This window comes from Vibrio nigripulchritudo (assembly GCF_027924785.1).
Classification (GTDB): Bacteria; Pseudomonadota; Gammaproteobacteria; order Enterobacterales; family Vibrionaceae; genus Vibrio; species Vibrio nigripulchritudo.
Genome location: NZ_AP027049.1, coordinates 3937036 through 3958397, shown reverse-complemented (window position 1 = coordinate 3958397; position 21362 = coordinate 3937036). Strand labels below are relative to the sequence as shown.

The window sequence follows — 21362 nt, the reverse complement described above, 5'->3', positions numbered from 1 at the left end:
TCGGGTCTTCACTACCTTCTCCAGAATGCAGGGAAGAACAGCACCAGAATCGTCAGAATTTCTAGCCTGCCCATCAGCATTCCTAAGCTCAGTATCCATTTGGCGGCATCTGGCAGTGGTGCAAAATTTCCAGTAGGGCCAATCACATGACCCATCCCCGGCCCTACATTCGCAACCGCAGTGACTGCGCCAGAAATGGCTGTCACCGGATCCAGCCCCATTGCTCCTAGTGCACCCGCTATAACAATGATGGTGATAAGGAACATCAGTCCGAACGCGACGAGAGAGCGCACAATGTCCTCATTAACTGGGCGCTGATTGTATTTCTGGACGAAGACGCCAGACGGGTGAATCAGCTTCATCATCTGCTTGTGGAGTAGAGTAAGTGCAATCTGAAAGCGGAACACTTTGATTCCACCGGAGGTCGATCCCGAGCATGCCCCTGCCATCATGATGAACGCAAAAATGACCCCGGGTAGTGCTCCCCACGCGGTGAAATCCTCCAACCCAAAGCCCGTGGTTGTCACTACAGAGATGATGTTGAATAGCGAGACGCGAACCGCATCAGACATGGAATAATCTTCATGAAACCACAGCCAAGCTGCCACGACTGACGCGGTAAACAGCACCAGATAGGCGAACCCTTTTACCTGAGCATCTTGCCACAATGACATCGGGCGCTTTTTCTTTAATGCCGTGACAAACAGCAAGAAAGGCAACCCACCCAAGAACATAAATGCGATTGCGACCCAATGCGCGCCGTTGGAAAAGTGGTTCATCGAGCCATCCGATGTGGAGTAGCCGCCTGTCGAAAGAGTCGTGAAAGCGTGATTGATGGCATCAAACCCAGACATTCCGGTGAGCAAGTACCCAATCAGGCACAAAGCGGTGAGTGTGAGGTACACATAGACGATATGGATGGCGACAATCTTAGTTCTTGGCGCACTTTTATCTGACCAGTCTGAGCTTTCGGTTTGGAAGAGTCGCATCCCTCCGACATTGAGCATGGGCAAGATCGCCACACCCATGACGATAAACCCTATTCCACCTAGCCATTGCAGTATTGAACGCCATAACAAGATACTCGGAGCCATCTCATCCAACCCACTGAGCACAGTGGAGCCTGTGGTCGTGATACCTGACATGGTTTCGAAATACGCATCGGTAAAGCTGATGTGATTGATGAACACAAACGGCAAAGCGGCAAAGGCGCTGGCGATGGTCCACACAAACGAGGTGATCAGGAACATATCCCGAACCCCGAGCCGGAATTCGGCAGTGCGACCAATAGTCAGACAGACAAAGGCGACACCATGAAGGATAAGTACCGATTGCCCAAACTCAATGAAGCCGGGCGTGCCTGAGAAGAATGCCACCGCAGTGGGGGCGTACATGAAGAGGGCTAGTTTAGAGAGCACCAGTCCAATGACAAATAAGATCGGGCGTAAATGAACCATATCGACTTATTACCACGGTTTGAGCGGCGCTTTGAAATCGGAGCGCCTACGCTGACTCTATAGGAAGAATGGGCTTGGTTGGAACAAACGCTCGACGTCTGGCACGTATTTCTTGTCGACGAGGAACATCACCACGTGATCATCTTGTTCAATCACAGTTCTGTCATGGGCAATCAGCACTTCTTCACCCCTAACGATGGCACCTATGGTAGTACCCGGCGGCAGCTTGATATCGCCAACTGCACGTCCCACCACTTTGGAGGTGGTTTCATCACCGTGAGCGATGGCTTCGATGGCTTCGGCCGCACCACGACGCAGAGAGGAAACGTTAACGATATCGGCTCGACGAACGTGAGTAAGCAAAGCAGAAATGGTGGCTTGCTGTGGTGAAATCGCCACATCAATGGTTCCGCCCTGGACTAAGTCTACGTAGGCGCCACGCTGAATCAGTACCATCACTTTCTTGGCACCCATACGTTTTGCAAGCATGGCTGACATGATGTTGGTTTCGTCTTCATTGGTCAGGGCGATGAACACATCCACCTGATCAATGTTTTCTTCAGCAAGCAGTTCCTGATCGGCAGCGTCACCACAGAAAACAATGGTGTTTTCCAGTTGCTCGGATAGCCTTTCTGCCCTTTGGTAGCCTCGTTCAATCAGTTTTACGCTGTACTCTTTCTCCAAGCGTTTAGCGAGGCTGGCACCGATGTTACCGCCGCCCACAATCATGATACGACGGTAAGGTTTTTCAAGGCGCTGAAGCTCACTCATTACCGAGCGAATGTGGTTACTGGCGGCGACGAAGAAAACCTCGTCGTCGGCTTCAATAATGGTAGTGCCCTGTGGGCGAATCGGACGACCCTGACGGAAGATAGCTGCCACACGTGTGTCGATGTGGGGCATGTGATCGCGCAGAGCAGACAAGGCGTTTCCGACCAAAGGACCACCATAGTAGGCTTTTACTGCTACGAGGCTGACTTTACGTTCTGCAAAGCTCACCACCTGCAATGCTCCAGGGTATTGAATCAAACGTTCAATGTAGCTGGTTACCAGTTCTTCGGGCGCAATTAAATGATCGACAGGAATGGCACCCGACTGGAACAGCGCATCTTTCTCAGCCAGATACTCAGGCGAGCGTATTCGGGCAATACGGTTTGGGGTATTGAATAGGGTGAACGCCACCTGACAAGCCGCCATGTTGGTCTCATCGGTATTGGTAACGGCGACAAGCATATCGGCATCTTGCGCCCCCGCTTCGCGCAGCACATCTGGGTGACACGCGAACCCATTTACCACACGCAAATCGTACTTGTCCTGCAACTCACGAAGTCGGTCTCCATCACGGTCTACAACTGTGATGTCGTTATTTTCACCCACCAAGTTTTCTGCGAGGGTGCCACCAACTTGTCCAGCACCGAGTATGATGATTTTCATCGCTCACCTATTCTGCTTAGACCCTAGTATCGCGCCTAAGCTTTTTTCGTTAAAACGGCGTAATAAAACCCGTCCATATCTTCTTCGCCCGGAAGAATCTGTCTGCCCGGATTATCCAGCTCTGAACCGACAAGCTGAGCGCTATCGGTTCTTTCAAGGAACTGAATGACCTGATGTTTGTTTTCTTGTGGCGTGATTGAACACGTCGCGTAAACCAAGGTGCCCCCAGGTTTTAGCTGCTGCCACATGGCATCCAGAATTTCGCTTTGCAGCTCGGCAAGCGCTTCAATGTCGTCTGCGCGTCTTAGCCATTTGATGTCCGGATGACGGCGAATCACACCCGTTGCGGAGCAGGGTGCATCCAGCAAAATGCGATCAAATTGTTCGCCTTGCCACCATTCTTGAGGATTACGTGCATCACCGCAAACGACTTTCGCCTGAAGATTGAGACGCTTCAGGTTTTCATGCACCCGCTTCAGGCGGTTTTCGTCACAGTCGATGGCAACAACATCGCTGTTGGTGGTTCGTTCCAGAATATGCGCGGTTTTCCCGCCCGGCGCCGCACAACAGTCCAGAATCAATTCCCCGTCTTTAGGTTCAAGGTAATTTAAGGACAATTGCGCTGCCGCATCCTGAACCGACACCCAACCTTTTTCGAACCCCGGAAGAGAAGCCACATCTTTTGGTGAGGCTAATTTTATGGCGTCTTCTGCTTCGGAGTGAGCGCTCGCATCTATGTTTTCATTTTTGAGTAGCTCAAGGTATTCGTCGCGGCTGTGATGCTGGTGGTTAACGCGAAGCCACATCGGCGCTTTCTGATTGTTGGCTTCGATAATTGTTTCCCACTGCTCTGGGTAAGCATCTTGCAACAACTTTAATAGCCAGCTCGGGTGTGCGTATTTACCTGCATTATGGCTAACGGCAGCTTGATCCAGCTCTTCCTGATTGCGTTGGTAATTACGTAATACAGCGTTGATTAACCCTCTTAAGCGAGGACCTTTCAGCGCTTTGGTGCCTTCCACGGTTTCACCTACCGCGGCATGCGCGGGAATCCGCATAAAGCTGAGCTGGTAAATGCCGACCAGAATCAAGTGGTGGAATACTCGTTGCTTACCTTTTAACGGTTTGTCCATCAGGTTATTGGCGATGGTTTCCAGACGAGGAAGGTAACGTAACGCGCCGTAGCAAATCTCTTGCAGCAGGGCGTGGTCACGAGAGCGGATATTCTGTTGTGCGGCAGGAAGGGCAGTAGATAATGAGTGACCCTTGTCGACAACAAGATACAAAACGTTGGCTGCTTCAGCGCGAACATTCATGGTGAATACCTTAAAGCAAAGGAGGGCATCTCTGCCCCCAAAAAGTTCGTAATGAAGTGATCATGCACTTCGTCGTTTGTTCTGGGTTAAACCAGTTGGCTGCCTACTTCAAACCAGGACGCTCTTGCGTTCAAAATGTCCTGAACTGACATGGCTTTTTTACCCGGAACCTGAATCTGTTCAAGCACTAATACGCCATTACCTGTTGCGACATAGATACCTGTTTTGTCAGCTTGAAGGATGGTGCCTGCTGGCTTGTCCGTGGTTTGGTTGTCCAGACGGCTTTGCCAGACTTTGATGGTGTTATCAGCGGCATCGAAATGGCTGATTGGCCATGGGTTAAATGCGCGGACGCAGCGCTCTATGTGAGCCGCATCGTCGTTCCAGTTGATGCGTGCCTCTTCTTTGCTGAGTTTCTTGGCGTAGCTGGCTTCGTCGTCATTCTGCTTAACAGGAACGGCTTTACCTTCTGCGATATCACCAAGGCAGTCAATCAGAGCCTGAGGACCAAGTTCCGCTAACTTGTCGTACATGGATGTGCTGGTATCGGTCGCTTCAATTGGAAGCGTTGCAATTTTCAGCATATCACCAGTATCCAGACCGATGTCCATCTGCATGATGGTTACGCCAGCTTCTTCATCACCAGCCCATACTGAACGTTGAATCGGTGCTGCTCCACGCCAGCGAGGCAAAATCGAACCGTGAACGTTAATACAACCAAAGCGAGGTGTATCCAGTACGGCTTGTGGCAGCAACATACCGTAAGCCACAACGACCATGATGTCGGCATTCAAATCGGCCAGCGCTTGTTTCGCTTCGTCGGATTTGAAGTTTTCTGGTTGATAAACGGGCAAGTCATGTTCCAGCGCCAGGCTCTTAACCGCCGAAGGGGTGAGTTTCTTACCGCGACCTGCTGGTCGATCTGGGTTGGTGTAAACCGCAATAACCTCGTGCTCCGAAGACAATAACGCCGCCAAATGACGGGCGGCGAAGTCCGGAGTACCTGCAAAGACAATTCTTAAAGACTGACTCAAGGTAAACTTCCTTAAATATGTGAAGAAGGGTGTTAGGCTCTTTTCGCTTGCTTCTCGTTAAAACGCTTAAGTTTAAGCATCTTATCTTGAATACGCTTACGCTTCAGAGGCGAAAGGTAGTCCACAAAGAGTTTGCCCTCAAGGTGGTCCAGCTCGTGCTGAACACAGATAGCCAAAAGCTCATCTGCTTCAAACGAATACTCTTTGCCTTCACGATCCAGTGCAGTCACAGACACTTCTGCCGCACGAGGAACCAATGCGCGTGCACCCGGAATAGACAAACAGCCTTCTTCAATGCCGTCTTCACCGCGCTTGTCGGTGATTTCAGGGTTGATCAACACCATTGGTTGATCACGGGTGTCAGACACGTCGATGACGACGATGCGCTGGTGAATATCAACCTGGGTTGCCGCCAGACCGATGCCTTCTTCGTCGTACATGGTTTCCAACATGTCGTCGACGATCTTTTGAATCTCTGGTGTCACCGCTTCGACAGGTTTTGCCACTGTGCGAAGGCGATCATCAGGGAAAGTTAATACTTGTAATACAGACATATACACTCGAAATATTGAACTGTGCCGAAACAGCTAAAACCTAGCTGGCTCAATTCTAGACATTTTATAACCTAAATGACAGCATCCTAGCCAATATTGGATAGGGAAACTGGGGTTATGAAAGGATTAGTGGCCAAGTTAGGTCGTACCTCTTTAGCTATAATAACATGTGTTGTGGCACATGGTGTCCTTGCAAAAGGTGATGTTTTATCGGTTAAGGAAAATGCACCTAAAACCTACGAGGTAAAAAAAGGCGATACCCTTTGGGATATTTCGGCTTTGTACCTTGATAGCCCTTGGCTTTGGCCGCGTTTATGGCAAATCAACCCTGACATTGATAATCCCCATCTAATCTACCCTGGCGATAAACTCACACTGGTCTGGCGAAATGGTCAGCCAATGCTGAGCCTGAAGCCGCTGCTCACTCTCTCCCCTAAAGCTCGTATCATCGACAAACAAGCCGTTCCAACCTTGCCTGAAGGGCTGGTTTTACCTTACATCAACTCCGATCGTCTGGTGACAGAAGAGGTGGTAGATAACGCTATGCGTGTAGTGGGTACACAGGATGGGCGCCGTTTCCTTAGTAAACATGATCAACTTTTCATTGATGGTCCTACCGATGAGAAAAACTGGGGAATATACCGAGCTGTGCAGGAATATCGTCGCAGCGATACCGGAGCAGAAGTTCTTTCTTTGAAAATGGTTGCCACTGCCACCTTGCTAGAAGCAGGAGAAAAACTCAGTGCGCTGCAGGTGGAAACGCAGCAGCAAGAGATTCTGTCTAACGACATTGCACTACCATTGCTGACCAAAGAAGGCTTTTCTTTATCCAACACTTTTTATCCAGAGCCTGCACCGAAGAACGTTTCAGCCTCTATTTTAGGTGCGCTTGAAGGCAGCAAGTACATTGGTCGAAATCAGGTAGTGATCATCGATCGCGGTCTGAACGATAACGTTGAACAGGGCACCATGTTTGATTTATGGGAAGAAGGGCTGGGTGTTTCAGGCAGCCGTGGCAATTACATTGTCGACGATGGCTGGCTGAGCGAGAAACTGCCCGACGTATCTGTTGGCGAAATGATCGTCATTCGACCTTATGATTCGTTCAGTATTGCATTGATCACCCGAAGCAAAGCGCCCATTCATACCCAGACATTAGGTCTTTCCCCTTTGTTAAAGGAAACGACAGAGGAAGAGGACTCCAATACCTGACATGACGAACAATGAGTTACGAGCCTGGCTGACCTTAAGTTTCACCCCACAATTAGGCGGCCAGTCGTTGACTCGATTGCTCGCTATTGATTCTCCCGTCAACATACTGTCTTCCGGTCCGGAGCGCTGGCAAGCCATCGGTCTTAAACCAAAACAGATCGCTTATCTACAAGCTCAATCCCACCCAGAAGTGGATGAGAGTCTTGAGTGGGAGGCGGTTTCTGATTCCCACCACATTCTTACTTTGCTGGATACTGATTATCCACCTCTGTTGAAAGAAGTCCCTTCACCGCCCACCGCACTCTTTGTGAAAGGTGATGTGTCGTCTTTGAGTGCACCACAAATTGCAATGGTGGGCAGTCGAAACGCCAGTATCGAAGGACTGCAAACCGCAAAAGCCTTCGCTAAAGACCTATCAGGTAATGGGCTGGTTGTGACCAGCGGCCTGGCTTTGGGTGTAGATGGGTACGCTCATGATGGGGCACTGGAAGGAGGTGGAAAAACTGTTGCCGTATTGGGCTCCGGGTTGGAGTGTATTTACCCTGCAAGGCATCGAAAGCTCGCCGCCAGAGTTGTCGAGCAAGGGGCATTGGTGTCGGAATTTCGCCCGAACACCAAACCTCGTCCTGAACATTTTCCCCGTCGTAACCGAATAATTAGTGGATTATCGGTAGGTGTATTTGTCGTAGAAGCGGCAGAGCGCAGTGGCTCACTCATTACTGCCCGCTATGCCGCAGAGCAGGGGCGCGATGTTTTTGCCTTACCGGGCTCAATTCATAACCCCAATGCCCGAGGTGGTAATGCGTTGATCAAATCAGGTGCCTGCTTGGTTCAGTCCTCCCAAGATATCCTCCAGGAAGTTGAAAATTTAGTTTCTTGGTCGTTTTCTCAACAAACATCTATATTTAGTGAAGAAGCCGAGCAAGAAGAATTGCCATTTCCCGAACTAATGGCTAACGTAGGAATAGAAGCAACACCCGTTGATATTCTTGCAGAGCGGACCCATATACCTGTGCATGAAGTCATGATGCAACTACTGGAACTTGAGCTTTCAGGGCATATTGTTGCAGTACCTGGTGGCTATATTCGAAAGGGGAGGGGCTAACTATGATGGACATACTGATGTATTTGTTCGAGACCTACATCCACAGCGATGCGGAATTGATGGTCGATCAAGATGAGTTGGAAGATGAGCTCCTGAGAGCGGGATTCCATCAAAAAGAGATCTACAAAGCCCTGAACTGGTTAGAGGACTTGGCAGCGCTGCAGCAAAGCGATGCACAATCCGCCATGAGAACCAGTGCAGCTACGTCGGTACGTATTTACACTCGTACCGAAATGTCACGCTTAGACCTGGAATGCCGCGGATTCCTAATGTTCCTTGAGCAAGTCGAAGTACTAACCGCTGAAACCCGTGAAATGGTCATTGACCGTGTCATGGGGCTGGAAACCAACGATTTCCAGCTCGACGATCTGAAATGGATTGTGCTGATGGTGCTGTTTAACGTACCTGGCAATGAAAACGCCTACACCCAGATGGAGGAGCTCCTGTATACTACGGAGAGCGGTATTCTTCATTAACGGTGGAGTGAATGAGCGGTAAAATCGATGCACAACTTTTCTCTGCCCATGAGCATGCACTGGAAACAGAGCCGTGCCCTCAATGTGGCGGAGAATTGTCTTTGCGCCATGGCAAACATGGTCCTTTCCTAGGGTGTAACCAATACCCTGCTTGCGACTACATTCGTAACCTTAATCAGAATGACGGTCACGTCGTTAAAGAGCTTGGCGTACCTTGCCCAAAATGTGCCAGTGAGCTGGTATTAAGGCAGGGTCGATATGGCATGTTTATTGGTTGCAGCAGCTACCCCGAATGTCATCACATAGAATCTCTGGATGCACCAAAGGAAGAGCAAGTTCCCGAAGACGAGATAGCGTGCCCAGAATGCAAAACCGGGCATTTAGTAGAAAGAAAATCTCGCTACGGCAAAATGTTTTATGCCTGCGGCAGCTACCCTAAGTGCAAGTTTGCCGTGAATCACAAACCGGTTATCGGGACGTGCAGCGAATGTAATTACTCACTATTAGTAGAGAAGAAACTGGCGTCCGGCGCAAAAGTTGTGTGTGCGAATCGGAAGTGTCAGAAAGAGCAAATTCAATAAAAAACGGCACTCATATGAGTGCCGTTTTTTACGAGTAATTACGTGTTACAAAGCTTGAGCACTTTCCTTTAAAGCGGGAAAGGCATCGGCATCCAATATGCTTGCAAGCTTTACCAGTGCCGCTTTCAACGCTTCGTCGCTGCCTGCGCACACATTGATGTGTCCCATTTTACGACCTGCACGCTTCTCCTTGCCATACCAGTGAACGTGACACTCTGGCATCGCCAGAACACTTTCTGGTACTTGGTCTTCACCTAAGATGTTGACCATAGATGTCGGACGCACAAGCTCCGTACTGCCTAAAGGCAACCCACACACAGCACGTAAGTGGTTCTCGAACTGGCAGGTTTCCGCACCCTGCTGAGTCCAGTGACCAGAATTGTGAACACGAGGCGCGATCTCGTTAACCAGCAGTTCGCCATTTACATCGAAAAATTCCAATGCCAAAACACCAACATAGCCAAGTGATTCGGCAACCGCCGTGAACGCTTTATTTGCCTGGGTTTGCAAAGCTTTATCATCAATTGCCGTCGAAAGCGTAAGTACACCATCGGTATGAACGTTCTCTGCCAGCGGGTAGATTGCGATTTCGCCTGCCGCATTTCGAGCGCCAACTAATGACACTTCACGCTGAAATGGCACAAACTCTTCTGCCACGATGGCTTGGTTTGGCGTTTCTGCGATGCATTCAGACATTTCCTGCCAAATCGCCTCTGCCTGCGCTTTGTCTTTTAAGCGCCATTGTCCTTTACCGTCGTAACCGCCAAGCGTGCTTTTCAGCACCATTGGAATGCCAACGTGTTCGATGGCTTGCTCAAAGGCCGCTTTGGTGTTGATCACAAAGTACTTGGCGTTTTTAACGCCAGCGTTATCGAGTAAAGATTTTTCGATGCGACGATCACCACCTGCTTTGATGGCATCGGTAGTCGGGAAGAATTTGCCGCTTTTCTCGCACTCATCCAGTACATCATGAGGAATGTGTTCGAACTCAGCCGTAATCACGTCCGCCTGGTTTATCGCATTGGCTAACCCACTGCCAGTAACCTGGTTAGTTAGCGGATGAACAATGTTTTCCGAGCCCACATCAAAAGCGGAAATTTCAATGTTCAGAGGCGCACCAGCCAAAGACATCATTCGAGCCAGTTGACCAGCACCTAAGACTAGAACGTGCATGGGTATCAATCCTCTGCTGGATTCGGGTTAGCCAAAACCGTATCTGTTTGCTCTTGGCGGAAAGCTTCAACTTTTGCCATCACATCTTCATTGTGTGTACCAATGATTTGTGCTGCTAGGATACCAGCGTTTGCAGCACCGGCTTCGCCGATTGCCAGCGTACCTACTGCGATACCTTTAGGCATCTGAACAATAGAAAGCAAAGAATCCATGCCTTTCAGAGCACGAGACTGAACCGGAACACCTAGAACCGGTAAGCTTGTGAATGCTGCAGCCATACCCGGCAGGTGAGCCGCACCGCCAGCTCCGGCGATGATAACCTTGATACCACGCTCTTTTGCGCTGTTGGCGTAGTCGGCCAATAGTTGCGGTGTACGGTGGGCAGAAACCACTTTCGTTTCATAAGAAACACCAAAGCGATCCAGCATTTCTGCTGCTAGCTTCATGGTTGGCCAATCAGATTTAGAACCCATAATAATACCGACTTGCATCTCAAAACTCCTTCAGCGCTTTTATTGGGTGAGCGGATATTTTGCGCGCATTATACGTAGAAATGACATTAAGGAAAACGTTTGCGCAAATTCGTTTTAAGGTTTGATACAGTTTCCCGGCAAATTACTTTGAGTGGTCGTGTAAACTCTTTGTACACTATTGTTCAAATGTTAAGTAAAAGGGCCTCAAATTGACCAATTTTGAAAACACAGTTCAAGCACTGCGCGATGGCGAAGTGATTGCTTACCCTACGGAAGGCGTATTTGGTGTGGGCTGTGACCCTGACAATGCTGAAGCCATTATGAAGCTGCTAGAGCTTAAGAAACGCCCGGTCGAAAAAGGGCTGATTCTTATTGCTGCAAATTTTGATCAATTAAAGCCTTACGTAGATGAGAGCGCACTAAGCGAAGAAGCAAAGGCGGCTGTGTTCGCGACCTGGCCAGGTCCTGTTACCTGGGTGATGCCAGCGAAGCCAGAGCTGTCAAACCTGCTTTCGGGTCAGTTTGACTCAATTGCGGTACGCGTAACTGACCACCCTCTGGTTCAAAAACTTTGCGAGACGTTCGGTAAACCGCTAACCTCTACCAGCGCCAACCTGACAGGTGAGCCTCCATGCATGACTTTTCAGGAAGTTCAGGTTCAACTGGGCGATCATTTAGTGGCGATTCTGGAAGGCGAAACGGGTGGACGCGAGAAGCCAAGTGAAATTCGTGACGCTTTGACTTCCCAAGTATTAAGACAGGGGTAACCTGCGAACAAAGGAACATACGATGTCAGAGATAAACAAAGATGCAGTAAAGTACTTTTTATTGAGTCTGCAAGACACCATTTGCCAGAAGCTGGAAGACGCGGATGGTAAGGCGGTGTTCAAAGAAGACATCTGGCATCGTGAATCTACCGAGCGGTTAGGTGGCGGTGGTCGAACTCGTGTGATGACGGGTGGTCAGGTTTTTGAGCAGGGTGGTGTCAACTTTTCTCATGTCTCTGGTCGAGAAATGCCAGCTTCTGCGACCGCTCATCGCCCTGAACTGGCAGGACGAAAATTCGAAGCTATGGGGGTCTCTTTAGTGATGCACCCAAATAACCCTTACATACCCACGTCCCACGCTAACGTACGCTTTTTCATTGCAGAGAAAGAAGGTCACGACCCCATCTGGTGGTTTGGTGGTGGCTTTGATCTGACTCCTTTCTATCCGTTCGAAGAAGATTGCCAGTACTGGCACAATACCGCTAAAGAAATCTGTGCGCCGTTTGGTGAAAACGTCTATGCCGAGCACAAAAAGTGGTGTGATGAATATTTCTTCCTACCTCACCGAAACGAGACTCGTGGCGTCGGCGGATTGTTTTTTGATGATCTGAATGAATGGGGATTCGATAAAAGCTTTGAATACATCAAAGCCGTAGGGGAAGGGTACACCGACGCGCTGCTTCCAATCATCGAGCGCCGAAAAGAGACAGAGTTTGGTGAACGAGAGCGTCAATTCCAGCTTTACCGACGCGGGCGCTATGTTGAATTCAACCTGGTTTACGACCGAGGTACTCTGTTTGGATTGCAAAGCGGTGGGCGTACTGAATCCATCTTAATGTCCATGCCGCCATTGGCTCGATGGGAATACGACTATCAGGTTGAACCTGGTACCCACGAAGACGATTTGTGCCAAAATTACCTAAAGCCCAGAGATTGGTAGATTGCAGTCATAAATGCGAGAGTCCGATGGCTTGAGGCTATCTGGGTATGATGATAGGGTCGGTTAAAACGACCCTATTTCTATTTTTGCAGGCAAGGAAATGACGCAAAACATCGATCAGTACGTAGTATTTGGCAACCCCATCGGGCACAGCAAATCCCCTTTTATTCATACACTTTTTGCCCGGCAAACGAATCAATCGCTCACCTACACAACCATGCAGGCACCTATTGGTGGCTTTGTTGAGTCCGCAAAAGAGTTTTTTGCAAATGGAGGTCGAGGTTGCAATATCACGGTTCCATTTAAAGAGGACGCCTACCAGTTTGCTGATCGATTGACCGAACGAGCACAACTCGCGGGTGCAGTGAATACACTGAAAAAGCTCGACGATGGAGAAATCATTGGCGACAACACCGACGGAGAAGGTCTCGTTCAGGACTTGCTTCAGTATCAGGTTCCCCTCAAAGGCGCGAGAATACTGATTATTGGCGCTGGTGGTGCGGCGCGTGGTGTTATCAAGCCGTTACTGGATCAGTCCCCTGCAAACATCGTGGTGGCTAACCGCACTTTTTCTAAAGCCCAAAGATTAGAAGAAATGTTCAAAGAGTTTGGTGCCATTCAGGCAGTGCCAATGGAAGAGATCCAAACCTCCTTCGATGTTGTTATCAATTCCACTTCAGCCAGCTTGAGCGGTGATTTACCTGCTATTAGCCCGGAAATATTTGATAAACACACCGTGAGCTACGACATGATGTATGGGCAAGGTCTTACTGCATTTAATCAATGGGCAAAAGACAAAGGTGTAGCTCAGACCTACGATGGGTTGGGAATGTTGGTTGGGCAAGCGGCAGAAAGCTTTATGCTTTGGCGTGGGTTAAGACCGGGTACTAAGCAAATCTTAAGAGAACTAAGAAAAAATTTAGAAGGATAACTCAGTGAATCAGTCGATTTTATTTCCAGACATGCAGACATGGGATGAAGAGAATCAAGCGATTCGTTTTCCTGCCCAGCAATCAGGTATGTTGATTGAATGTCTGGTGTCGTTGGAAATGATTCAAGAGATCAGTAAAGAAGAGATCAAAGAAGAACAGCAAGCTCTTTCATTATTCTCACAGTATCGCTTCGAGATAGAAGAACTTGCTGAATCTTTAATAGAAGATGAAGACTACGACAGTAACGGTAATATCGTCATTACTTGTTAGGGTCTGTTAACCTTTCGAGATGATTTTTGCAGCGATTTGTGGCTTCTTTATACAAGGCAGCGCTTATTCGGTGTAGTCGCTCTACATCAATAAGCGGTAACGCAGTAGAAAGGAGCCACAAATGCTGCCCAAAGGGTTCGTTTCTATGTGTTTTACTCTTTGTTGCAAGGTATTTACTTAGATTGACTAAGCGAAAGACCTTGCGCCGCGATTAAAACGCATAGAACTCGAACAAAATTTAACCGCGAAAGGTCAACAGACCCTAATGTCTTCTACTTCTGTAAGATATTCATTTTTAGTCCGTACGTAGTTGCTGGCGGACTTTTTAAGAAACGCAGTCTCTTTTTCAGTTAGTGGTCGAGCTTGCTTTACGGGGCTACCGACATAGAGGTAGCCACTTTCCAATACCTTGTTTGGTGGCACTAAGCTGCCCGCTCCAATCATCACATCGTCTTGAATAGTCGCGCCATCCAAAACAATCGCACCCATCCCCACCAGTACCCGGTCTCCAATGGTACATCCGTGAAGCATCACTTTGTGTCCAACCGTCACCTCGTTACCAATAATAAGAGGGTAACCTTCGGGGTTCTCAGGGTTCTTGTGCGTAACATGTAGAACAGACCCATCCTGTACGTTGGTGCGATCACCAATGCGAATATGGTTCACATCCCCTCGTGCAGCAACCAAAGGCCAGATACTGGCATCTTTTCCTATTTCAATATCGCCAACCAAAACTGAGCTGCTATCTATATAGACGCCCTCACCAATTTTTGGGCAAATACCCTTATAACTTCTCATTGAGCTCATAATTTCTCCTTAACTAAGGCGATTAAAGGGCAAAAATCGATAGAAGAGTAGTGAAAATACACTCTTTTGAATAAAAAACACCCAAACGATTTAGAAATCAAAAAAAACATCAAAAAGCACTTGCCAATGTGATGCCGATCTCTATAATGCCCCCTCGCTGACACGGGATGGCTTCGAAAGAAACCGAGCGAGTCAGAGGTTAGATTAGAATGCTGAAAAGCAAACGAAATAAACTGAAAAAAGTGTTTGACACAAATGTTTATCTCGCTAAAATAGCCGTCCGATTTGAGCAGAGCTCAAATCAATGTTCTTTAACAATATAGACCTATCAATCTGTGTGGGCACTCGTTGATGATAATCCAAATAGATACTTCGGTATCGATTTAGGTTTCAATGAACTGAGTGACCAATCGGTAGCAATACCGGCACAGTCAATTCAAACATTACTATGTAATGTAATCAGTATTCATTGAGCCGACCAAAATCTTAAATTGAAGAGTTTGATCATGGCTCAGATTGAACGCTGGCGGCAGGCCTAACACATGCAAGTCGAGCGGAAACGAGTTGTCTGACCCTTCGGGGAACGACAACGGCGTCGAGCGGCGGACGGGTGAGTAATGCCTGGGAAATTGCCCTGATGTGGGGGATAACCATTGGAAACGATGGCTAATACCGCATAACAGCTTCGGCTCAAAGAGGGGGACCTTCGGGCCTCTCGCGTCAGGATATGCCCAGGTGGGATTAGCTAGTTGGTGAGGTAAAGGCTCACCAAGGCGACGATCCCTAGCTGGTCTGAGAGGATGATCAGCCACACTGGAACTGAGACACGGTCCAGACTCCTACGGGAGGCAGCAGTGGGGAATATTGCACAATGGGCGCAAGCCTGATGCAGCCATGCCGCGTGTGTGAAGAAGGCCTTCGGGTTGTAAAGCACTTTCAGCAGTGAGGAAGGGTGTGTATTTAATAGATGCGCATTTTGACGTTAGCTGCAGAAGAAGCACCGGCTAACTCCGTGCCAGCAGCCGCGGTAATACGGAGGGTGCGAGCGTTAATCGGAATTACTGGGCGTAAAGCGCATGCAGGTGGTTTGTTAAGTCAGATGTGAAAGCCCGGGGCTCAACCTCGGAACTGCATTTGAAACTGGCAGGCTAGAGTACTGTAGAGGGGGTAGAATTTCAGGTGTAGCGGTGAAATGCGTAGAGATCTGAAGGAATACCGGTGGCGAAGGCGGTACCCCTGGACAGATACTGACACTCAGATGCGAAAGCGTGGGGAGCAAACAGGATTAGATACCCTGGTAGTCCACGCCGTAAACGATGTCTACTTGGAGGTTGTGTACTTGAGCCGTGGCTTTCGGAGCTAACGCGTTAAGTAGACCGCCTGGGGAGTACGGTCGCAAGATTAAAACTCAAATGAATTGACGGGGGCCGCACAAGCGGTGGAGCATGTGGTTTAATTCGATGCAACGCGAAGAACCTTACCTACTCTTGACATCCATAGAACTTAGCAGAGATGCTTTGGTGCCTTCGGGAACTATGAGACAGGTGCTGCATGGCTGTCGTCAGCTCGTGTTGTGAAATGTTGGGTTAAGTCCCGCAACGAGCGCAACCCTTATCCTTGTTTGCCAGCACTTCGGGTGGGAACTCCAGGGAGACTGCCGGTGATAAACCGGAGGAAGGTGGGGACGACGTCAAGTCATCATGGCCCTTACGAGTAGGGCTACACACGTGCTACAATGGCGCATACAGAGGGCGGCCAACTTGCGAGAGTGAGCGAATCCCAAAAAGTGCGTCGTAGTCCGGATTGGAGTCTGCAACTCGACTCCATGAAGTCGGAATCGCTAGTAATCGTGGATCAGAATGCCACGGTGAATACGTTCCCGGGCCTTGTACACACCGCCCGTCACACCATGGGAGTGGGCTGCAAAAGAAGCAGGTAGTTTAACCTTCGGGAGGACGCTTGCCACTTTGTGGTTCATGACTGGGGTGAAGTCGTAACAAGGTAGCCCTAGGGGAACCTGGGGCTGGATCACCTCCTTATACGATACGGATAGTTTGTTTTTACTTTTCAAAGTGAAGACGAATAAGTCGCGATGAGTGTTCACACAGATTGGTACGGTTTATAACGTTAAGAGCAATGTTGGGTCTGTAGCTCAGCTGGTTAGAGCGCTCGCCTGATAAGCGGGAGGTCGGTGGTTCAAGTCCACTCAGACCCACCACTATCTTCCCAAAGATAGCGGGTCAGACATTGAATCTTTATGGGGCTATAGCTCAGCTGGGAGAGCGCCTGCCTTGCACGCAGGAGGTCAGCAGTTCGATCCTGCTTAGCTCCACCATCTTTAAGTATTTTCTTGATACAGAATATTTAAAAATGGTTACTTCCTTACGAAGTGATTAGCTCTTTAACAATTTGGAAAGCTGACGAATAGCAACAATCCCCTTATCTACGGATAAGCGTTGTTATTCAATTAAAAGTTCTCAAATCCTAATTCTATGAATTAGGTACCAACACACATTCAAGTGTTCTTGGAAACATCCTTGTGATGTTTATATTTGAGTCCGGCAAAATCGAATGTCTCTCGCTCATTCAATAATGAGAGACACAAACCTTGGTTGTTTGAACATACAAGACCTCTTGGGGTTGTATGGTTAAGTGACTAAGCGTACACGGTGGATGCCTTGGCAGTCAGAGGCGATGAAGGACGTACTAACTTGCGATAAGCCCAGATAAGACAGTAAGAGTCATTTGAGTCTGGGATTTCCGAATGGGGAAACCCACTTACATAAGTAAGTATTGCTGAGTGAATACATAGCTCAGTGAAGCGAACTCGGGGAACTGAAACATCTAAGTACCCGAAGGAAGAGAAATCAACCGAGATTCCGAAAGTAGCGGCGAGCGAAATTGGATTAGCCCTTAAGCTTTTTATGCGTCAGGTGAAGCTTCTGGAAAGGAGCGCGATACAGGGTGATAGCCCCGTAACCGACAGCGCATTTCAAGTGAAATCGAGTAAGGCGGGACACGTGATATCCTGTCTGAATATGGGGGGACCATCCTCCAAGGCTAAATACTACTGACTGACCGATAGTGAACCAGTACCGTGAGGGAAAGGCGAAAAGAACCCCTGTGAGGGGAGTGAAATAGAACCTGAAACCGTGTACGTACAAGCAGTAGGAGCCCTTCGGGGTGACTGCGTACCTTTTGTATAATGGGTCAGCGACTTATATTCAGTGGCAAGGTTAACCATCTAGGGGAGCCGTAGGGAAACCGAGTCTTAACTGGGCGCTCAGTCTCTGGATATAGACCCGAAACCAGGTGATCTAGCCATGGGCAGGTTGAAGGTTGAGTAACATCAACTGGAGGACCGAACCGACTAATGTTGAAAAATTAGCGGATGACTTGTGGCTAGGGGTGAAAGGCCAATCAAACCTGGAGATAGCTGGTTCTCCCCGAAAGCTATTTAGGTAGCGCCTCGGACGAATACTACTGGGGGTAGAGCACTGTTAAGGCTAGGGGGTCATCCCGACTTACCAACCCTTTGCAAACTCCGAATACCAGTAAGTACTATCCGGGAGACACACGGCGGGTGCTAACGTCCGTCGTGGAGAGGGAAACAACCCAGACCGCCAGCTAAGGTCCCAAAGTATTGCTAAGTGGGAAACGATGTGGGAAGGCTCAGACAGCCAGGATGTTGGCTTAGAAGCAGCCATCATTTAAAGAAAGCGTAATAGCTCACTGGTCGAGTCGGCCTGCGCGGAAGATGTAACGGGGCTAAGCAATACACCGAAGCTGCGGCTGCATACTTTGTATGCGGGGTAGGGGAGCGTTCTGTAAGCCGTTGAAGGTGGTCTGTAAGGGCTGCTGGAGGTATCAGAAGTGCGAATGCTGACATGAGTAACGATAAAGGGAGTGAAAAACTCCCTCGCCGGAAGACCAAGGGTTCCTGTCCAACGTTAATCGGGGCAGGGTAAGTCGACCCCTAAGGCGAGGCTGAAAAGCGTAGTCGATGGGAAACGGGTTAATATTCCCGTACTTCTTACAATTGCGATGGGGGGACGGAGAAGGCTAGGTGGTACTGGCGACGGTTGTCCAGGTTCAAGTGCGTAGGCTTGAGAGTTAGGTAAATCCGGCTCTCTTTAAGGCTGAGACACGATGTCGAGCTACTACGGTAGTGAAGTCATTGATGCCATGCTTCCAGGAAAAGCCTCTAAGCTTCAGATTGTAAGGAATCGTACCCCAAACCGACACAGGTGGTCGGGTAGAGAATACCAAGGCGCTTGAGAGAACTCGGGTGAAGGAACTAGGCAAAATGGTACCGTAACTTCGGGAGAAGGTACGCTCTTATCGGTGAAGTCCCTCGCGGATGGAGCTGACGAGAGTCGCAGATACCAGGTGGCTGCAACTGTTTATTAAAAACACAGCACTGTGCAAAATCGTAAGATGACGTATACGGTGTGACGCCTGCCCGGTGCCGGAAGGTTAATTGATGGGGTTAGTCTTCGGACGAAGCTCTTGATCGAAGCCCCGGTAAACGGCGGCCGTAACTATAACGGTCCTAAGGTAGCGAAATTCCTTGTCGGGTAAGTTCCGACCTGCACGAATGGCGTAATGATGGCCACGCTGTCTCCACCCGAGACTCAGTGAAATTGAAATCGCTGTGAAGATGCAGTGTACCCGCGGCTAGACGGAAAGACCCCGTGAACCTTTACTACAGCTTGGCACTGAACATTGAACCTACATGTGTAGGATAGGTGGGAGGCTTTGAAACGCAGTCGCCAGATTGCGTGGAGCCGTCCTTGAAATACCACCCTTGTAGCTTTGATGTTCTAACTTGGCTCCCTTATCGGGAGTGAGGACAGTGCCTGGTGGGTAGTTTGACTGGGGCGGTCTCCTCCCAAAGCGTAACGGAGGAGCACGAAGGTGGGCTAAACACGGTTGGACATCGTGTGGTTAGTGCAATGGCATAAGCCCGCTTGACTGCGAGAATGACAATTCGAGCAGGTGCGAAAGCAGGTCATAGTGATCCGGTGGTTCTGAATGGAAGGTATCGCTCAACGGATAAAAGGTACTCCGGGGATAACAGGCTGATACCGCCCAAGAGTTCATATCGACGGCGGTGTTTGGCACCTCGATGTCGGCTCATCACATCCTGGGGCTGAAGTCGGTCCCAAGGGTATGGCTGTTCGCCATTTAAAGTGGTACGCGAGCTGGGTTTAGAACGTCGTGAGACAGTTCGGTCCCTATCTGCCGTGGGCGTTGGAAGATTGAAGGGGGCTGCTCCTAGTACGAGAGGACCGGAGTGGACGAACCTCTGGTGTTCGGGTTGTCATGCCAATGGCATTGCCCGGTAGCTAAGTTCGGAATCGATAACCGCTGAAAGCATCTAAGCGGGAAGCGAGCCCTGAGATGAGTCTTCCCTGATACTTTAAGTATCCTAAAGGGTTGTTCGAGACCAGAACGTTGATAGGCAGGGTGTGTAAGCGTTGTGAGGCGTTGAGCTAACCTGTACTAATTGCCCGTGAGGCTTAACCATACAACACCCAAGGGGTTTTGAGTGGACTCAGATAAGAACAGATTGAATGTGTAAGAATCAGAACTAAAAACAGCTTTCCAGATTAAAGAATTTGCTTGGCGACCATAGCGTTGTGGACCCACCTGATTCCATGCCGAACTCAGAAGTGAAACGCAATAGCGCCGATGGTAGTGTGGGGTTTCCCCATGTGAGAGTAGGACATCGCCAGGCTTTAAATTTAAAAGAAGCCCGTTTGCAAGAACGGGCTTTTTTAATCCATAGCATAAAAGAATTGAATGTGCTGGTATAGCTCAGTTGGTAGAGCGCACCCTTGGTAAGGGTGAGGTCCCCAGTTCAAATCTGGGTACTAGCACCATTAATTATTGTTTACAGATTGTGAGTCAGTCTGAAACAAAAAAGAATTTTCTTGGCGACCATAGCATTGTGGACCCACCTGATTTCCATGCCGAACTCAGAAGTGAAACGCAATAGCGCCGATGGTAGTGTGGGGCTTCCCCATGTGAGAGTAGGACATCGCCAGGTTCAATTTCCAAGCCCTGATCAGCCGATCAGGGCTTTTTCGTTTCTACATCATAAAAACTTGTTTCAAGTCACCAAAAGTGACTCCTGTAACTTTTAATATCTCACACTCTTCGTGTCTCAATGTATCCGAAAATAAAAACAATTTTTTGTGTATATAGAGATAGAATAATCGCAATATTCAAATGAAGGATAGGGGAAGATGGGACAATTATCCGTTCTTGGCTTTATTGCACTAGGTGGTGCATTTGGTGCCTGCTCACGATTTTTGGTGTCGGAGTTATGTGCAAGTTTATTTGGGCGAGGTTTTCCCTATGGGACGCTCACAGTGAACGTTGTGGGCTCTTTAGCGATGGGAATGCTCATTGCCTCGTTTGAGAATGGAAGTCTTGCCACAGAGCCCTGGAGACAGATTATCGGGTTAGGTTTCTTGGGAGCGCTGACCACGTTCTCAACTTTCTCTATGGATAATGTTTTACTGATGCAGCAGGGCGCTTTTTTTAAGATGGGTCTGAATGTTTTGTTAAATGTTATTCTCAGTATCTCTGCTGCCTGGATCGGTTTTCAATTGTTGATTAAAAGTTAATCTTTTTTACCTTTAGTCTTGGTTTTGACATAACCTTTCCCTTATACTGGCTTCACTTGTCGGAGTGCTCGAACACGTAGCGTGTTAAGTAATGAGCTGAGACCGCGTAGCGGGATCCGTTGAACCTGATCAGGCTAATACCTGCGAAGGGAACAAGAGAAGATACCATCACTCGAATACAATCGAGATCTATCTG

At 48.8% G+C, this 21362-nt stretch carries 17 protein-coding genes, 3 tRNA genes, 4 rRNA genes and 1 riboswitch; of the genes, 16 read left to right on the top strand and 8 right to left on the bottom strand.

Going from position 1 to position 21362, the window contains the following annotated elements:
• Positions 1 to 11 precede the first annotated feature (11 nt).
• The 5 genes from QMG91_RS18080 to def form a co-directional block, all read right to left on the bottom strand.
• Positions 12 to 1457 carry a TrkH family potassium uptake protein gene (locus QMG91_RS18080; protein WP_281828051.1) on the bottom strand — a complete coding sequence of 482 codons (1446 nt, stop codon included), beginning with the start codon at positions 1455 to 1457 and terminating at the stop codon, positions 12 to 14.
• Positions 1458 to 1514: 57 nt separating this feature from the next.
• On the bottom strand, positions 1515 to 2891 hold the full coding sequence (trkA, locus tag QMG91_RS18075) for a Trk system potassium transporter TrkA (RefSeq protein ID WP_004406496.1): 1377 nt from the start codon (positions 2889 to 2891) through the stop codon (positions 1515 to 1517).
• Between the two features lie 35 nt (positions 2892 to 2926).
• Complete coding sequence (gene rsmB / locus QMG91_RS18070; protein WP_281828050.1) at positions 2927 to 4207, bottom strand: 16S rRNA (cytosine(967)-C(5))-methyltransferase RsmB; 1281 nt, start codon at positions 4205 to 4207, stop codon at positions 2927 to 2929.
• A gap of 86 nt (positions 4208 to 4293) precedes the next feature.
• Complete coding sequence (gene fmt / locus QMG91_RS18065) at positions 4294 to 5241, bottom strand: methionyl-tRNA formyltransferase (RefSeq protein WP_281828049.1); 948 nt, start codon at positions 5239 to 5241, stop codon at positions 4294 to 4296.
• A 32-nt stretch (positions 5242 to 5273) separates the two neighbouring features.
• Entirely contained in the window at positions 5274 to 5795 is a 522-nt protein-coding gene (gene def / locus QMG91_RS18060) for a peptide deformylase (RefSeq protein ID WP_004406486.1), read from the bottom strand.
• 117 nt (positions 5796 to 5912) lie between these two features.
• Between def and QMG91_RS18055 the strand changes: the two genes are divergently transcribed.
• The 4 genes from QMG91_RS18055 to QMG91_RS18040 are packed head-to-tail and all read left to right on the top strand — an operon-like array spanning position 5913 to position 9169.
• Entirely contained in the window at positions 5913 to 7007 is a 1095-nt protein-coding gene (locus tag QMG91_RS18055; RefSeq protein ID WP_022597304.1) for a LysM peptidoglycan-binding domain-containing protein, read from the top strand.
• Between the two features lies 1 nt (position 7008).
• Positions 7009 to 8112 (top strand): DNA-processing protein DprA, encoded by a 1104-nt coding sequence (gene dprA / locus QMG91_RS18050; RefSeq protein ID WP_281828048.1) that lies wholly within the window; start codon positions 7009 to 7011, stop codon positions 8110 to 8112.
• Between the two features lie 2 nt (positions 8113 to 8114).
• The gene (locus QMG91_RS18045) at positions 8115 to 8588 is read left to right on the top strand and encodes a DUF494 family protein (protein ID WP_004406478.1); all 474 of its coding nucleotides are present in this window, start codon (positions 8115 to 8117) and stop codon (positions 8586 to 8588) included.
• A gap of 11 nt (positions 8589 to 8599) precedes the next feature.
• The gene (locus tag QMG91_RS18040) at positions 8600 to 9169 is read left to right on the top strand and encodes a DNA topoisomerase family protein (RefSeq protein ID WP_281828047.1); all 570 of its coding nucleotides are present in this window, start codon (positions 8600 to 8602) and stop codon (positions 9167 to 9169) included.
• Positions 9170 to 9214: 45 nt separating this feature from the next.
• Here QMG91_RS18040 and QMG91_RS18035 read toward each other — a convergent pair whose 3' ends face one another.
• Entirely contained in the window at positions 9215 to 10342 is a 1128-nt protein-coding gene (locus tag QMG91_RS18035; protein ID WP_223095387.1) for a 5-(carboxyamino)imidazole ribonucleotide synthase, read from the bottom strand.
• Positions 10343 to 10347: 5 nt separating this feature from the next.
• Positions 10348 to 10833: a 5-(carboxyamino)imidazole ribonucleotide mutase gene (gene purE / locus QMG91_RS18030; RefSeq protein ID WP_223095385.1), complete on the bottom strand. Its 486-nt coding sequence runs from the start codon at positions 10831 to 10833 to the stop codon at positions 10348 to 10350.
• Positions 10834 to 11024: 191 nt separating this feature from the next.
• On the opposite strand from purE, the gene QMG91_RS18025 reads away from it, so the two are divergent.
• From QMG91_RS18025 to QMG91_RS18010, 4 genes are all read left to right on the top strand, one after another.
• Complete coding sequence (locus QMG91_RS18025; protein WP_223095383.1) at positions 11025 to 11582, top strand: L-threonylcarbamoyladenylate synthase; 558 nt, start codon at positions 11025 to 11027, stop codon at positions 11580 to 11582.
• Between the two features lie 22 nt (positions 11583 to 11604).
• A complete protein-coding gene (gene hemF, locus QMG91_RS18020; RefSeq protein ID WP_281828045.1) occupies positions 11605 to 12522 on the top strand; it encodes an oxygen-dependent coproporphyrinogen oxidase in 918 nt (305 codons plus the stop codon).
• 100 nt (positions 12523 to 12622) lie between these two features.
• Positions 12623 to 13453 carry a shikimate dehydrogenase gene (gene aroE / locus QMG91_RS18015; RefSeq protein ID WP_281828043.1) on the top strand — a complete coding sequence of 277 codons (831 nt, stop codon included), beginning with the start codon at positions 12623 to 12625 and terminating at the stop codon, positions 13451 to 13453.
• Between the two features lie 4 nt (positions 13454 to 13457).
• Complete coding sequence (locus tag QMG91_RS18010) at positions 13458 to 13724, top strand: DUF1488 family protein (RefSeq protein ID WP_281828041.1); 267 nt, start codon at positions 13458 to 13460, stop codon at positions 13722 to 13724.
• A gap of 252 nt (positions 13725 to 13976) precedes the next feature.
• On the opposite strand, the gene QMG91_RS18005 is transcribed toward QMG91_RS18010, so the two are convergent.
• The gene (locus tag QMG91_RS18005; RefSeq protein ID WP_281828039.1) at positions 13977 to 14531 is read right to left on the bottom strand and encodes a gamma carbonic anhydrase family protein; all 555 of its coding nucleotides are present in this window, start codon (positions 14529 to 14531) and stop codon (positions 13977 to 13979) included.
• A gap of 488 nt (positions 14532 to 15019) precedes the next feature.
• Between QMG91_RS18005 and QMG91_RS18000 the strand changes: the two genes are divergently transcribed.
• The 8 genes from QMG91_RS18000 (at position 15020) to crcB (ending at position 21166) form a co-directional block, all read left to right on the top strand.
• Positions 15020 to 16570 (top strand): 16S ribosomal RNA (locus QMG91_RS18000).
• A gap of 102 nt (positions 16571 to 16672) precedes the next feature.
• A tRNA-Ile gene (locus QMG91_RS17995) sits at positions 16673 to 16749 on the top strand.
• A gap of 41 nt (positions 16750 to 16790) precedes the next feature.
• Positions 16791 to 16866: transfer RNA gene (locus QMG91_RS17990), tRNA-Ala, on the top strand.
• A gap of 311 nt (positions 16867 to 17177) precedes the next feature.
• Positions 17178 to 20061, top strand: a 23S ribosomal RNA gene (locus QMG91_RS17985).
• A 94-nt stretch (positions 20062 to 20155) separates the two neighbouring features.
• Positions 20156 to 20271, top strand: a 5S ribosomal RNA gene (gene rrf / locus QMG91_RS17980).
• A 69-nt stretch (positions 20272 to 20340) separates the two neighbouring features.
• A tRNA-Thr gene (locus tag QMG91_RS17975) sits at positions 20341 to 20416 on the top strand.
• A gap of 50 nt (positions 20417 to 20466) precedes the next feature.
• A 5S ribosomal RNA gene (gene rrf, locus QMG91_RS17970) occupies positions 20467 to 20583 on the top strand.
• Together the 16S, 23S and 5S rRNA genes with 3 tRNA genes alongside form the textbook arrangement of a ribosomal RNA operon.
• Before the next feature lie 199 nt (positions 20584 to 20782).
• Entirely contained in the window at positions 20783 to 21166 is a 384-nt protein-coding gene (gene crcB, locus QMG91_RS17965) for a fluoride efflux transporter CrcB (protein WP_004407667.1), read from the top strand.
• A gap of 50 nt (positions 21167 to 21216) precedes the next feature.
• Positions 21217 to 21335: riboswitch (TPP riboswitch) on the top strand.
• Positions 21336 to 21362: the final 27 nt, after the last annotated feature.